This window comes from Polyangium spumosum, from assembly GCF_009649845.1.
Classification (GTDB): domain Bacteria; phylum Myxococcota_A; class Polyangia; order Polyangiales; family Polyangiaceae; genus Polyangium; species Polyangium spumosum.
This window is the reverse complement of record NZ_WJIE01000004.1, coordinates 515,745-529,084: the sequence shown is the minus strand read 5'-3', so window position 1 is coordinate 529,084 and position 13,340 is coordinate 515,745. Positions and strand designations below refer to the sequence as shown.

General features: G+C 69.6%; 14 protein-coding genes and 1 pseudogene. 5 read left to right on the top strand and 10 right to left on the bottom strand.

Going from position 1 to position 13,340, the window contains the following annotated elements; all coding sequences use genetic code 11:
* Positions 1-77: 77 nt before the first annotated feature.
* Genes GF068_RS16075 through GF068_RS16060 form a run of 4 tightly spaced genes read right to left on the bottom strand, consistent with a single transcriptional unit; the run spans position 78 to position 2,511 of the window.
* Positions 78-677 carry a hypothetical protein gene (locus GF068_RS16075; RefSeq protein ID WP_153820250.1) on the bottom strand — a complete coding sequence of 200 codons (600 nt, stop codon included), beginning with the start codon at positions 675-677 and terminating at the stop codon, positions 78-80.
* A 44-nt stretch (positions 678-721) separates the two neighbouring features.
* A complete protein-coding gene (locus GF068_RS16070) occupies positions 722-1,072 on the bottom strand; it encodes a hypothetical protein (RefSeq protein ID WP_153820249.1) in 351 nt (116 codons plus the stop codon).
* Positions 1,073-1,090: 18 nt separating this feature from the next.
* Entirely contained in the window at positions 1,091-1,804 is a 714-nt protein-coding gene (locus GF068_RS16065) for an SDR family NAD(P)-dependent oxidoreductase (RefSeq protein WP_153820248.1), read from the bottom strand.
* Positions 1,801-2,511 carry an SDR family NAD(P)-dependent oxidoreductase gene (locus GF068_RS16060; protein WP_153820247.1) on the bottom strand — a complete coding sequence of 237 codons (711 nt, stop codon included), beginning with the start codon at positions 2,509-2,511 and terminating at the stop codon, positions 1,801-1,803. Before GF068_RS16060 ends, GF068_RS16065 begins: the two co-directional genes overlap by 4 nt.
* Positions 2,512-2,857: 346 nt before the next feature.
* On the opposite strand from GF068_RS16060, the pseudogene ribA reads away from it, so the two are divergent.
* From ribA to GF068_RS16050, 3 genes and pseudogenes are all read left to right on the top strand, one after another.
* Positions 2,858-3,427, top strand: a pseudogene (gene ribA / locus GF068_RS44270) (GTP cyclohydrolase II); the annotation flags it as partial.
* 12 nt (positions 3,428-3,439) lie between these two features.
* Positions 3,440-4,084: a hypoxanthine phosphoribosyltransferase gene (gene hpt / locus GF068_RS43595; RefSeq protein WP_338046433.1), complete on the top strand. Its 645-nt coding sequence runs from the start codon at positions 3,440-3,442 to the stop codon at positions 4,082-4,084.
* A gap of 71 nt (positions 4,085-4,155) precedes the next feature.
* Positions 4,156-5,022, top strand: a complete 867-nt coding sequence (locus tag GF068_RS16050) for a mechanosensitive ion channel family protein (RefSeq protein ID WP_153820246.1) — start codon at positions 4,156-4,158, stop codon at positions 5,020-5,022.
* A gap of 73 nt (positions 5,023-5,095) precedes the next feature.
* On the opposite strand, the gene GF068_RS45105 is transcribed toward GF068_RS16050, so the two are convergent.
* Both GF068_RS45105 and bioB read right to left on the bottom strand, forming a co-directional pair.
* Positions 5,096-5,518 carry a GFA family protein gene (locus GF068_RS45105; protein ID WP_206079485.1) on the bottom strand — a complete coding sequence of 141 codons (423 nt, stop codon included), beginning with the start codon at positions 5,516-5,518 and terminating at the stop codon, positions 5,096-5,098.
* The gene (gene bioB, locus GF068_RS16040) at positions 5,515-6,507 is read right to left on the bottom strand and encodes a biotin synthase BioB (protein WP_153820245.1); all 993 of its coding nucleotides are present in this window, start codon (positions 6,505-6,507) and stop codon (positions 5,515-5,517) included. Before bioB ends, GF068_RS45105 begins: the two co-directional genes overlap by 4 nt.
* A 124-nt stretch (positions 6,508-6,631) precedes the next feature.
* On the opposite strand from bioB, the gene GF068_RS16035 reads away from it, so the two are divergent.
* Complete coding sequence (locus GF068_RS16035) at positions 6,632-7,543, top strand: CBS domain-containing protein (protein WP_153820244.1); 912 nt, start codon at positions 6,632-6,634, stop codon at positions 7,541-7,543.
* On the opposite strand, the gene GF068_RS16030 is transcribed toward GF068_RS16035, so the two are convergent.
* From GF068_RS16030 to GF068_RS16015, 4 genes are all read right to left on the bottom strand, one after another.
* A complete protein-coding gene (locus GF068_RS16030; protein WP_170319509.1) occupies positions 7,540-8,445 on the bottom strand; it encodes an ATPase, T2SS/T4P/T4SS family in 906 nt (301 codons plus the stop codon). The two genes, GF068_RS16035 and GF068_RS16030, sit on opposite strands and share 4 nt — an antisense overlap.
* 37 nt (positions 8,446-8,482) lie before the next feature.
* Positions 8,483-10,036 carry a right-handed parallel beta-helix repeat-containing protein gene (locus GF068_RS16025; protein WP_153820242.1) on the bottom strand — a complete coding sequence of 518 codons (1,554 nt, stop codon included), beginning with the start codon at positions 10,034-10,036 and terminating at the stop codon, positions 8,483-8,485.
* 152 nt (positions 10,037-10,188) lie between these two features.
* Positions 10,189-10,809: a thiamine biosynthesis protein gene (locus GF068_RS16020; RefSeq protein ID WP_240806937.1), complete on the bottom strand. Its 621-nt coding sequence runs from the start codon at positions 10,807-10,809 to the stop codon at positions 10,189-10,191.
* Between the two features lie 49 nt (positions 10,810-10,858).
* Positions 10,859-11,863, bottom strand: a complete 1,005-nt coding sequence (locus tag GF068_RS16015; RefSeq protein WP_153820240.1) for a fatty acid desaturase family protein — start codon at positions 11,861-11,863, stop codon at positions 10,859-10,861.
* A 170-nt stretch (positions 11,864-12,033) separates the two neighbouring features.
* Between GF068_RS16015 and GF068_RS16010 the strand changes: the two genes are divergently transcribed.
* Positions 12,034-13,311 carry an SEL1-like repeat protein gene (locus GF068_RS16010; protein WP_153820239.1) on the top strand — a complete coding sequence of 426 codons (1,278 nt, stop codon included), beginning with the start codon at positions 12,034-12,036 and terminating at the stop codon, positions 13,309-13,311.
* Positions 13,312-13,340: the final 29 nt, after the last annotated feature.

The following is a 13,340-nucleotide window of genomic DNA, read 5'->3' as shown; positions in this document are numbered from 1 at the left end:
TGCAACGGGTATGCCTCGGAGGCCGTCCGCCGGCGGGGGACGTGGCTTCGCTCGTTATCGCGGTTCTTCGGTTCGGGCTAAAAGCCGAGGTGCATCAACGTCCATCCGCCGCGGGTGCGGTAGAGGACGGCCGCGGCGTCGCCGCCGTCGAGCAGGAGACCGTCGCCGAGGGCGCCTGGCGCCGGCGATTCGACGATCCGCGGGCCGATCCGCCCGACGAGCACGGGGAGGCCGTCACGAAGCGCTCGAGGTCGCAGCTCCCAGCGCGCGAGCCAGCCGAAATCGGCGTCGATCTCCGTCGGGCGCGGCGGCGCGTCCGGCCTGCCCCCGAGGTCGGGCACCTCCGTCCTCGTCCACCATTGCCCCCGTCGACCTCCGCCGAGCAGCTCCGCGGCGCCCGTCCCCCAGAGGATGGCAATGCCACCGGCGCCGGCGCGGCTGCGCACGAGCACCACGTCGTCGATTGCGCCGTCGCCGTCGAGATCACCACGCACGGCGCACGGGCCCGATAACGCGACGTCACAGGCGGCGTGGTGCTCCGGCAGCTCGGCCCGCAGCCGGGCCACGAGCGCCCCCGGGAGCTCGCCCGGCGATTCTGCCGGCGCGGGCTTGCAGGCGCAAAACGCGGACGCGGTGAGGGCGAAGGATCCCAGGAGGGAGGCGACGATCGGCTTCATGTTGGCCCGTTATCGGAGCGGAGGCGCGGAGTGTGACAGGCGCGTCATGCCGTCATCAAGACGAAGAGGCGCGTGTCGTCCGAGAGAGGGCGGTCCGGGTACTCCTGCGCCCAGTATCGCTGGAACACGCGCTCGAACGAGCTCACCCCCTCGCCCCTCAGCCCCGTTTCTTCCCGGACCCTCGGATCGACATCTCCATAACGCGTGACGAAGCAATGCTGGACACGGACGCGCCCGTCGAGCTCCACCTCCGCCCCCTCGGACCCGAGCAGCCAGCGCTGGGCGGGATCGTCCTCGAAGGGCAGGATGTAGACATTGAGCCGATAACCGACCTGAAACGCCATTCGTTGCCGGCGAAAGAGGTAGGCGGGGAGGTCATGCTGTTCGCTGTTCATGGCCGACGACGCACCTCCCTAAAGGAGGGCTCCCCCGTCGATCACGATGGCCTGCCCCGTGATGCCCGCGGAGGCTTCCCCCGCCAGATGGAAGGCCAGGTCGGCCACCTCGCGCGGCTCGATCATGCGGCCCAGGGGCACGCCCTTCGCGAGCGCCGCCTCGTCCATACCGAGCTCGCGCATCCGGCCCTCGGCCATCTCCGTGCGTGTCCAGCCCGGGCAAATCGCATTGACGGTGATGCGGCGCGGAGCGGCGTGCAGCGCGAGGGCCCGCGTGAAGCCGACGACGCCGTGCTTGGCCGCGACGTACGCGGTTTGATCCGGCACGCCCTTGAGGCCCAGCACCGAGGCGATGTTGACGATCCGCCCCGCGCCGTCGGGCAGGTGGGGGAGCACGTGCTTGCACAGGTAATAGGTGCCATTCAGGTTGACCGCGAGGACCTGGTGCCAGAACGCGTCGTCGTCCGCGGGATCGAGCGAGTTGGCCCCGGCGAGCCCCGCGTTGTTCACCAGCACGTCGATGCGGCCGAAACGCGCGAGGACGGCGCGTACGGTCTGCGCGACCGCGCCCGCGTCGCTGACGTCGCAGACGTAGCTCTCCGCCACGTGGGGTGATTCCACGCGGGATCGCGCGAGGGCCGCGACGGAGAAGCCTCCCTCGTGGAATCGCTGGGCGATGGCCTCGCCGATGCCCCTCGACGCGCCCGTGACGAGGGCGACACGCGCGCTCATTGCGCCACCCCGCCGCCGTCGACGGGCATGACGACGCCCGTCATGAAAGAGGCCGCGTCCGAGGCGAGGAACGTGATGGCCCAGGCGATCTCGCGCGGCTCGGCGAAGCGGCCGAGCGGGACGGCGGCCTTGTAGACGTCGTCGCTCTGCACGTTCATGCGCGCGGAGAGCACGGAGAGGACCTGGCGCAGCATCGGGGTATCGGTGCTGCCCGGCGCGACGCAGTTGACGCGAATGCCGCGGGGGCCCCAGTCGAGCGCCGCGCTCTTCGTGAGCTGCGCGAGCGCCGCCTTGGACGCGCCATAAATCGCGCTGTCGCGCTTGCCGATGAAGGCCTGATCACTCGCGTTGTTGACGATCGCTCCGCCGCCGCTGCGCAACATGATCGGAATCACGGATTGCATGAGCAGGAAGGGCGCCTTGAGGTTCACGGTGAGCACGTCGTCGACCGCCTCGAGCGAGGTGTCCACGAGGTTGCCGAGGTGCGTGACGCCGGCATTGTTGACGAGGATGTCGATCCGCCCCTCGCGCGCGGCGACGCGCTGCACGTGCGCGTCGATGGCGCAGAGATCCCGCAGGTCGACGTCGGGGAGGTCGAAGCCGTGCACACGCGCGCCGTGCTCCTCCAGCAACGCGGCCACAGCCGTGCCGATACCGCTGCGATGTCCAGTGACGATGGCGACTTTGTCGCGAAGTCCGGGTAACATGAGGGGCGACGCGATATCACGCCCACACGTCCACGTCAATCGGGTGGTGGATTGCAGGTCGTCGGTATCCGTGAGGTCGCCAGGCTACAGCCTGCGAGCTTCACTGAGGACTCCGAGCATCAATGCCGCCCGGCGCTGATCCTGGCGACCGCTCTCTTCGCGGCGCTTTCTGTCTGCATGCATCTCCTGGGGCCGCGTTTCCGTCACTGGTACACATGTTGCCGATGGTGGTCGCATACAGCCGGTGGTATGGGTGCCTTGCCAGCTGAGAGTCCTGCCGTGACTCCGCTCGTCCCCTGGGCTGCCACCGGAACATCGCCTCCCGACAACGAACAGGATTGCGCTCATGACCATGGAAGTTGAAGCGCCGCGGCGCGCGAGCACCGAGGCTCCGACGACCGGAGGGATCTCGGTTTTCTCCCAAGCCATGGTGCCCACCGAGTACGGGAACGTCCGTGTCATCGTATTCCGTGACGATCGGGCTTCCCAGCATCACGCGCCGCTGGACGAGCACATCGCGCTCGTCGTCGGCGACGTTCGGGAGGGCGAGGATGTCCTCGTGCGTATCCATTCGGAGTGCTGGACCGGCGAGGCGCTGCACTCCTTGAAGTGTGATTGCCGCGAGCAGCTCGACGCGGCGCTGACCACGATCGCCAAGACAGGCCGCGGGATCGTGCTTTAACTGAGGCAGGAGGGGCGCGGCATCGGGCTGGGCAACAAGATTCGAGCCTATGCCCTTCAGCAGGAGGGGCTCGACACGTTCGCAGCCAACCGCGCGCTCGGATTCGCGGACGATCTGCGTGACTTCTCGGTGGCGGGCAAGATGCTCGAGCAACTGAGGGTGCGCTCGGTGTCTCTCCTGACGAACAACCCGGTGAAGATCTCCGGCTTGTCGGAGAGCGGCATCCGGGTCGTGGGCCGTCGCCCCATGCCCGCGACGGCCAATCCGCACAATGAGAAATACATCCAGACCAAGAATGCCCAGATGGGCCACGACATCCGCTCGTGGCTGGACGAGCAGGTCGGCGGGCACGCGCGCATCGTCTTCACCGCCGAGCAGATCCGCGCGCGCGTCGCCGAGCTGGCGCGCGACGTCGCGCGGGACTTCGCGGGCAAGGAGCTGGTGACCGTGGGTGTCCTCAATGGCGGGTTCATGTTCTTCGGCGACCTGCTCCGCCAGATCCAGCTCGCCCAGGCCGAGCTCGACCTGGCGCCCATCACGCTGCATTGCGGCTTCATGGGATTGCAGCCGTATGGAAGCGATGGGAGCTCTGGAGGCGTCCTCCGGACGACCGCGGATCTGGCCTTCCCGATCAGCGGAAAGCACGTGCTGCTCGTCGAGGACATCGTGGACACGGGGATGACGACGACCTATTTGCGGGAGAACCTGGCGCTGCGAGAGCCGCTCAGCGTGGAGGTCTGCACGCTGCTCCACAGGCCCAGGCATACCACCCCGGCGCTCCGCATTGCCTACCGAGGCTTCACGCTGGAGTCCGACGACTTCGTCTTCGGGTATGGGCTGGACCTCAAGCAGAGGTTCCGCGAGCTCCCCTTCATCGCCACGCGCGGGTGATCGCACGGCTGCCGTGCGTATCCCGGGTACTCCACAGACCATCGATTCAACGATCAACAGAGTTTCACGCAATGAACGATATCGTCAAGAAATATACGGAAATCGGCCTCCAGCTCGGCCTCGACATTGGCACCAAGATCCTCGGGGCCATCGTCCTGTGGATCGTGGGCCGGGTGCTGATACGCGGCGTCCTTCGCTTGCTCGATCAAGCGACGAAGGTGCGCAAGATCGACGATACGCTCGCGCGCTACCTGCATTCGGTCGCGAGCGTCCTGCTCAACATCCTCCTCATCGTCACGGTCCTCGGCGTCTTCGGCGTCCAGACCTTCACCTTCGCCGGGATCCTGGCGGCGGCCGGGGTCGCCATCGGCCTCGCCTGGTCGGGCCTGCTCGCCAACCTGGCCGCGGGCGTGTTCATGATCATGCTGCGCCCCTTCAAGGCCGGCGACGTGGTCACCATCTGCGGGACGATGGGGATCGTGCACTCGATCGGCCTCTTCGTGACGGCGATCGATACCTTCGCCAATGAGCGCGTCTTCATCGGCAACAACAAGATCTTCACCGAGATCATCACGAACCACACGGAGAACCCGGTCGCGCGCCTGGACATCAAGGTCCAGCTCCCCCACGGCGCCGACGTGCACAAGGTCATCAAGATCCTGGAGGAGAAGCTGCCGAAGGCGGACCACGCGGTCAGCGACCCGCCGCCGTTCATCGAGATGACGGGCGTGAGCGCCGCCGGCCCGACGCTGGTCGCGCACTCCTACGTCGACAGCAGGAAATATCCCTGGGCGCTCACCGCCGCGAACCTCGCCGTCTACGCGGAGATCGGGAAGCTCGGTTATCCGATCCCGGCGCAAGAGGTGGTGCTCCGCGGAGAGCTCGGGCGGCTCGCGACGGCCAAGGCCGACGACGTGCGGGGATTCGCGCAGGTTTGAAGCATCATCGCTCCAGCTCCCGAATGCCGCTCGACATTCGGGGGTGGTGCCCGGCAGGATGGCTCGACGGCTCCTACGAAGGAAACTCCGCGTACCGGGGGGCATCTCCCCCGATGTGATCCCAGGGCGCCCTCGAATCGACGAAGATATGCATCTCGATCTGGACGCCCGGATCTCCATCGACGCTGCCGAGCGTCACGCCGTGCACCTTCTCCCCGGCCGTGCCGCACAACGTGCTCCCGCAGGTCCGGCAGAAGCAGAGCCCCCATCCGGGGGTCGTCTCATGGAAGGTGAGATTCTCCTCGCCGCTGAGCCACGAGAAAGAACCTGGCACGACCTCGGCATAAGCGGACCCCGCGCCGCTGAATGCTTTCCTGCATCGCGAGCAGTGGCAGCAGCGCCCTGGCCCGAGCGGGGCTTCGATCTGGTATCGGACCTTTCCGCAGAAGCAACCGCCCGTGATCGGCACGATTTCTCCTTTGCGTTTCGTGCTCACTCCTCCGCCGCCGCCTCCACCGCGACCGACGGCTTCCTCGCCGACAACCCCGCGTCCCGGATCAGCGCCGTGTCCTCGTTCGCGTCCGGGTTCGGCGTCGTGAGCAGCTTGTCGCCGTAGAAGATCGAGTTCGCTCCCACGTACAGGCACATCATCTGCGCCTCGCGCGTGAGGTCCGTCCGGCCCGCCGACAGGCGCACCATGCTCTTCGGGAACACGATCCGCGCCGTCGCGATCATCCGGATGAACTCCACCGGGTCGAGCGGCGGGAGGCTCTCGAGCGGCGTGCCAGGAACACGCACGAGCGCGTTCACCGGCACGCTCTCCGGGTGCGGCTGGAGGCGCGCGAGCTCCACCAGCATCGCCGCGCGATCACGCACCGTCTCGCCCATCCCGATGATGCCGCCCGAGCAGACCGTGATCCCCGCCTTGCGCACGTTGCGCAGCGTCACGAGGCGCTCGTCGTAGGTGCGCGTCGAGATGATCGAACGGTAGTGCTCGCGCGACGTGTCGAGGTTGTGGTTGTACGCGTCGAGGCCCGCTTCCTTGAGCTTCTTCGCTTGCTCCTCGTTCACCATGCCGAGCGTCACGCACGCCTCGAGGCCACGCTCCTTCACGCCGCGCACCATCGCGAGCACGCGGTCGAACGCCGGGCCGTCCTTCACCTCGCGCCACGCCGCGCCCATGCAGAAGCGCGTCGAGCCCGCGGCCTTCGCGCGGTCGGCCGCCTCGAGCACCCCGTCGACGTCGAGCATCTTCTCGGGGCTCGTGCTCGTCTCGTGGTGCGACGACTGCGGGCAGTACGCGCAGTCCTCGGGGCAGCCGCCCGTCTTCACGCTGAGCAGCGTGCAGAGCTGCACCTCCCCATCGACGTGGTGCGCCCGGTGCACACCTCGCGCACGGTCCATCAGAACAAAGAGCGGCAAGTCGTGGATCGCGACGACCTCGTCCACGGTCCAGTCGTGGCGGATGGGGAAGACCTCGGTCATGGCCGGCCGGTGTAGCCGACAAAGGCCCGCGCGAAAAGCCATAGCCCGAACCGCTCCCTCGCCGCGCCCCGAGGACTGGCACCGATCTGGCACGTTCTCCGGGCAAAACGCAGAGGAGTGCCACATGTCCCTCGATCGGTACCGCCGCCCCCGGTTGATCGTCCTCCACCCCCGCTCCACCACCTACGAGGCCGCCCGCGCCATGGCCGACAACCACGTCGGCGCCGTCCTGGTCGTCGAGGACCAGAGGCTCGTCGGCATCGCCACCGACCGCGACCTCGCCCTCGACGTCGTGGCCGCCGGCCTCGACCCGCGCACCACGCCCCTGCGCGACGTCATGAGCGACGAGGTCACGCCCGTGGACATCGACGACACGGTCGAAGATGTCGTGCGGCTCATGCGCGAGCACGCCTGCCGACGCGTCCCCGTGCTCGAAGCAGGCAGGCCCGTCGGCATCGTCACGCTCGACGATCTGCTCATCGAACGAGCGATCGACCCCGACACCGCCCGCTCGATCATCACCGCGCAGCTCGAGGTCGCCGCCCGCTTCAAGCCGGCCGGCGCGACGAGCCCGGCGAGCGTCACGCTGAGCCGCGGCGGAGAACGTGCGCGGCAAAGGCGCGCCGCGCGCGCGGAGAACACCTACGGCCGCCTGCTGCACGCCTGCATGCGCCAGACGGGCCTGCCCAAGCGCGAGCAGGCCGAGCGCGCGCTCTTGATCGTGCTCGGCAACCTCTGCAGCCGCCTCACCGAGGACGAGGCGCAGCACCTGCTCGCGCAGCTCCCGTCGAAGCTCGTCCCGCAGCTCGACGCGACGCTCGGCGGCTCGAACAAGGACATCACGCCCGACACGATCGAGGCCGAGCTGCGCCGCGCCCTCAAGCTCTCGCCCGAGGCCGCGACGGACGTGCTCTACGCGACGTGCGAGGTCATCGCCGACAGCGTGTCCGCAGGCGAGATCGAGGACGTCCGCTCGGAGCTGCCCGCCGCGATGAAGGACCTGTTCCCGCCGATGCCGTATCGCCGCGCGGGTTAGAGCGAGGCTCGGAGCTCGTCACCGACGAGCACCTCCGACACGAGCACGAGCCCGCCTCCCTCGGGGCGCGGCGAGAGGCGCTGCGCGACGATGCCTCGCAGGCACGCGCGCAGCCGCTCGCGTGTCTCCTCGGGCTGCGGGCTCATCGAGAGCAGACGGCCGATCGTGCGGCCCACGTCCGGCGTGGGGAGCGACGAGAGCACGAGGTGGCCCGCCTCGGCCGCTTGCAGCACGACCTCCATCGTCGCCGCGTCGCGGATCTCGCCGACGAGCAGCACGTTCGGATCTTGCCGCAGCGCCGCGTGTGCGCCCGACGCGAACGACTCCGTGTCGCTGCCGACCTCGCGCTGACTCACGGTCGCGCGGCCCTCGCCGTGCACGAACTCGACGGGATCCTCGAGGGTGACGACGTGCTTCGGGTACGTCTGCACGATGTGCGCGAGCATCGAGGCGAGCGTGGTGGTCTTGCCCTGGCCCGCGGCGCCCACGACGAGCACGAGCCCGCGGCCCTCGTCGGCGAGGGCGCGCGCGGCGGGTGGCACGCCGAGCGCGTCGAACGAGGGGATCTGCGAGGGGATCACCCGCAGGACGAGGGCGACCGTCCCGCGCTGGAGGTAGACGTGCACGCGGAAGCGGCCGAGGCCCTCGATCTCGTAGGAGACGTCGACCTCGCGCAGCGAGCCGAGGGTCGCGAGGATCTTGGGGCGCCGGGCGAGGACGAGCCGCGCGACGGCCTCGGTGTCCTCGGGCTGCAGCGGTTCGGCGCGGAAGTAGACGATGTCCCCCGCCACCCGCGCCCCCGGCGGCTGCCCCACGCGGAGGTGGATGTCGCTCGCCTGGGCCGCCTGCGCCTTGCCGAGGATCTGGTGGAGGAACGCTTCGCTCGCGTAGGGAGTGGTCACGGGGGCGTCACGGTAACGCAAATCGGGCCGAAAGGAGCTACCGCCGCCGCCTCCGAGCGATCGCCGTCGCCAGAAGGAGCCCCCCGACCCAAGCCGCCCCCGCCGTTCGCCCCGGCCCCGCCGCGCACATGAGGCCCCCGGCAGCCGCGTCCGCGTCCGCGTCCGCTCCCGCCGTCGCTTCCGCTTCCGGCTCCGCTGCCGCCTCCGGCTCCACCTCTGCTTCCGGCTCCATGTCCGGCTCCGGGTTCGCTTCGGGCTCCGCCGCCGGCTCCTCGGCCGCCCCGAGCCCTGCGCCCTCGTACGCGCCGATGTCGATCGGCCCCGCCGCGACCCGCCCGAGCTGCCCGGCGTTCGCCACGATCGTCTTCGCCGGCGGCTCGAACAGCGGCGTCACGAGCGGCGACGGGAACGGATATCCCGGGGGGCTCGGCGGGGCCGCGGCGCCGACGTCGCGCAGGGGGCTGCCCTCCGCCGGCCGCAGATCAAACGACGCCAGGTTGGCGAACTTCGGATCCGCGCCCTGGATCGTCCCCTGCCATTGCGACGGCACCGAGCTCCCCTGCGGCACCCAGTTCTTTTCGCCCCCGATCACCACCTTGCCCGCCGCCCACTCCACGTCCGTGAGCTGCAGGATCGAAAGCGCGCCACCCCCGACCCGGTAAAACGTGTTGTTGTGCATCTCGATGCTCTCGATGCCCCAGAAGATCTCCACCACCGGCTTCGATCCCTGGGCCAGGAGGAACGTGTTGTTGACGAATCGATATCGACCGTTCGTCGAGCCTCCCGTCGCGTCGCTGCCGATGCGCACCGTGTAAAACGTCCCCGTCTTGCGGAAGACGTTCCCCACGATGTCGCCGTCCTCGCGCGCGACGTCCTCGGCCTCGCCGTCCGGCGCCACGAGCTCGAGCTCCCGGTAATACGCGCCCTCGATCCAGTTGTAATAGATCTCGTTCCGCTCGGCGCGGCTCTTCACCGCGTGGCCGCCGAGGCCGTCGTGCACGAAACAATGCTGCATCCGGAACACCGCGCCGGGGTGCGTGTGCTCGTCCGTGTCCATGTAAATGGGGTGGCGCGTCGTGCCCTTGCCCGCCTTGTAGACCTCGACGTACTCGAGCGTCAGCGATCCCGACCCGTCCATCGCGCCGAGGATGCCGTGCGAGGGGCAATCGTGGACCGCCGTGTCCCGGATCGTGACGTCGTGCCCGCGGTGGAACACGCAGCGCGAGCTGCCCCCCACCACCTCGAAGCCCTCGATCACGTAATGGTCGGCCCCCACCTCGAGCGTGTTCGTCCCCCCGGAGAGCAAGGGGCGCTTCCCGTTCACCCGCACGCCCCGGATCGTGATCTTCTTCGACGCCGTGCCGGACTTCGTGAGCTTCACGTCGCCCGCATACGTGGCATCCCCGGAGACCTCCACCACGTCGCCCGGCTGGAGCAGCGACGCCACCGATTTCAAGCTCGCATGCGGTTTGCCCGGACCCACCTGGTACGTCGCGGCAAACACGCTCGACGAGGCGAGCAGCGCCGCCGCGAATCCACCCACCCCGACCCCACGCCGGACCCCACGGGGAATGGTCGTTCCGTTTCCCATGGACCGAGCTTCACCCGGCGCGCGGGATCCATTCAAGCGCTTCGAGCGCCGTCATCGGGCGCCGCGATGCCAGAAATGTGCTCGCCGATCGAAATGGGAAGCCGGATCGGCGCGCCAAACGCTGGCGCTCCGGGTCTTCCAGGCTCTCGGCTCTACGGAGGATCGAGCTCGGCGGGGATCTTCGCCGGGTCGAGGAGCTTCTTCTCGGCGAGCGCCCGCGCCGCGGAGACCGCGAGGGCCCGGTGCTCGCGCGGGAGCGAGGCGTCGTTCGCGATCGAGAGCACGGCCGCAGCGGCCTCCCCGGCGCCCTCCGGATCCAGCATCTCGCGCGCGTCCGCAGGCCGACCCGCCACGCCGAGCAGGGCCTCGAGCACGGCCGCGCGCTCCTCACCCGTCGTCACGAGCGCCCGCCCGCCGAGCGGCCCCAGCGCGAGATCCGCGTCGTCCGCGAGCGGCAATGCGAGCAGCGCCGTCCGCTGGATCACCCCGCCGTCCCCGAGCGCCTCCACGAGCCCCGTGGCGCCGAGCGCATCCGCGAGCGCCGCGAGGCCCGCCGGATCCTCGCCCATCGCCCGCTGCCACCGCGGATCGTCGAGCCGCGGGCTCCTCGCGGGCGGCGCGCTCGCCGTCGCCGCGCCCGCCTCGTTCACCGCCGACGAACCCCCCGCCGGCGAGGTCACCTCCGACGGCGCAGAGCCGCGGCTACACGCGGCGAGGGTCGCCACGAAAAGCACGGTCCACGTTCGCCTCGGGCGCGCGTTCGCTTGCGGCATGGCCCGCGGCTTACCGCGACTCGGAGGATCTGCCAAGCCCGACGATCGCTCAGGCCGCCTCCGCCACTTCCTGCGGCGGCGGCGCGTCCTTCGGGAACGGCACCATCTTGCCGGCCTGCGGATCCCAGAGCTTGAGCGAGAAGCAATGCAGGACGTCGCGCGGCGACAGGCTCGTCTGCGGCTCGACCTGGAGCTCCGGGATCGCCGCCATCGCCTCGCGCAGCCGGTAGAACGGGATCGCCGCGTTCAGGTGGTGCACGTGGTGATAACCGATGTCACCCGTGAAATAACTCATGATCGGCCCGCAGCGCATGAAGCTCGACGACTCCACGGCCGCGCGCGCGAACGTCCAGGTTTGCCTCGGCTGCATGTGCACGCCCGGGAAGTTGTGCTGGGCATAAAAGAGATACGAGCCGAGCGCGCAGGCGATGAAGAGCGGGCCCACGAGGACGAGCAGCGTCATCTCCCAGCCGAAGAAATACGTGATCGTCGCGACGAGCCCCGCGTGCAGGACGAACGCCGCCGCCGAATCCCAGTTCTCCCTGGGATTGCGGAGGAACGCAGAGACGCACATCCCGCCGAGGAAGATCGTCAGGTAGCCGAAGAGGATCGTCAGCGGGTGGCGCGCGATCGCATACGCGATCCGCTTGCTGCGCGGCGCGCGCTTCCACATCTCCACCGTCATCACCGGATACGAGCCGATCTGCGCGCCCACGATCTTCGCCGTGTGCGCGTGGTGGTAGTTGTGCGTCTGCCGCCAGACCCGCGGCGGCGTGAGCACGAGCGCGCCGTAGAGGCCGAAGATCACGCTGCCTACCTTGGACTTGCGCAAGAGCGCCCCGTGCTGGAAGTCGTGCGCCAGAATGAACGCGCGCACGATCACGAGGCCCTCGAGCACGCTGCCGAAGATCCGCAGCGACCGCCACGGCGCCGCGGCGGCGACGGCGGTCGCGAGCGCGAGCACGGCGAACGTCGAGGCGACGTGATAAATGCTGCGCGCTCGATCCTCGATGGCGAAAGGACGCGTGACGGCGACGAGCTCGTTTCCCTGCATGGTCCGCAAGATGGCCGGTGAATCCGGGCGAAGGAGAAGCTTTGGTGCGCGTGCTCTTATCCAACCTCGCGCGCCCTGGCAAGGTCCGCAAGGGGCAATCGCGCTGCGCACGCCGCTACGCGCCGAGCCTCTTGGATCCGGCGCGCCGCTGGATTAGCCCGGAACGCATCATGCGCTCTGCCCTCCTCGCCCTTCCCGCCGCGGCGCTCCTCGGCTGCGCCGCCCCGGCGGCGCCGACGCCCGCCGCTCCGTCCGCCGTCGCCGACGCGCCCAGCGACACCCTGCGCGAGCGCTGCAACAAGGGCGACGGGCCGAGCTGCACCGAGCTCGGCCTCCGCGTCGAGCGAGGGGAGCTGCGCGGGAGCGAGTCGGCCGCGTGGTACTACGAAAAAGCCTGCGACTTCCGCGACCCGCACGGCTGCAACGACCTCGGCTGGCTGCTCCACAATGGCAAAGGCGTGCCCAGGGACGTCGCGCGCGCCGGGCGCCTCTATGCCCGCGGATGCACGTACGGCAGCGCCCGCGCCTGCACGAACCTCGGCAACCTCCACGAGGACGGGCTCGGCGTGCCGAAGGATGTCTTCGAAGCGCTCGCGCTCTACCACAAGGCGTGTGGCCTCGGCTTCGCCGTCGGCTGCCGCAACGCGGGCCTGCTGCTCGATAACGGCATGGGCGGCCTCGCCCCCGAGGACCCGGCGTCTGCACGCGGGGCCTACGATCGCGGCTGCAGCCTCGGGGACGCCGGCGCCTGCCTGAACCTCGGCAACCTCTTGCGCGAGGGCCGCGGCGGCGCCGTCGATCACGTCCGCGCGCGCGAGCTCTTCACGCGGGCCTGCAACGACGGGGACCTGCTCGGCTGCAACAACCTCGGGTTCCTGTACGACAAGGGGCTCGGCGTCGCGCCGGACATGTGCAAGGCCGTCGCCGCGTACCAGCGGGCCTGCGACGGCGGCGAGCCGCTCGGCTGCACGAACCTCGGCAATGCCTACGAGGACGGCGACTGCCTGCCCAAGGACCCGCGCCGCGGGCTCGCGCTGCACCAGCGCGCCTGCGACCAGAAAGAGCCCCTCGGCTGCAACAACCTCGCCGCCGCCCTCGAGAGCGGCCAGGAGATACGGCGCGACACGGCCCGCGCCATCGAGCTCTACTTTTTCGCCTGCGGAAAGAAGGAGCCGCTCGCCTGCAACAACCTCGGCCGCATCTACGCGCAGGGCAAGCTGCTCCCGCGAGACGACCGCCTCGCCGTGAAATACCGCCGGATCGCCTGCGAACGGGCCCACGGCGCGTCGTGCGCCACCCTCGCCCGGATGCACCACGAGGGCCAGGGCGGGCTCGCGCCGGACCCGGCCGAGGAGCGCAGGTTACGCGAGCGGGCCTGCCTGCAGGGATACGCCGAGGCCTGCTCCCTGACGGGGACCACGCTGCCGGAAAAGCCGCCTCCGCGGTGAAGCAGCCCGCGTCCCCCTTGCCTTCCGCC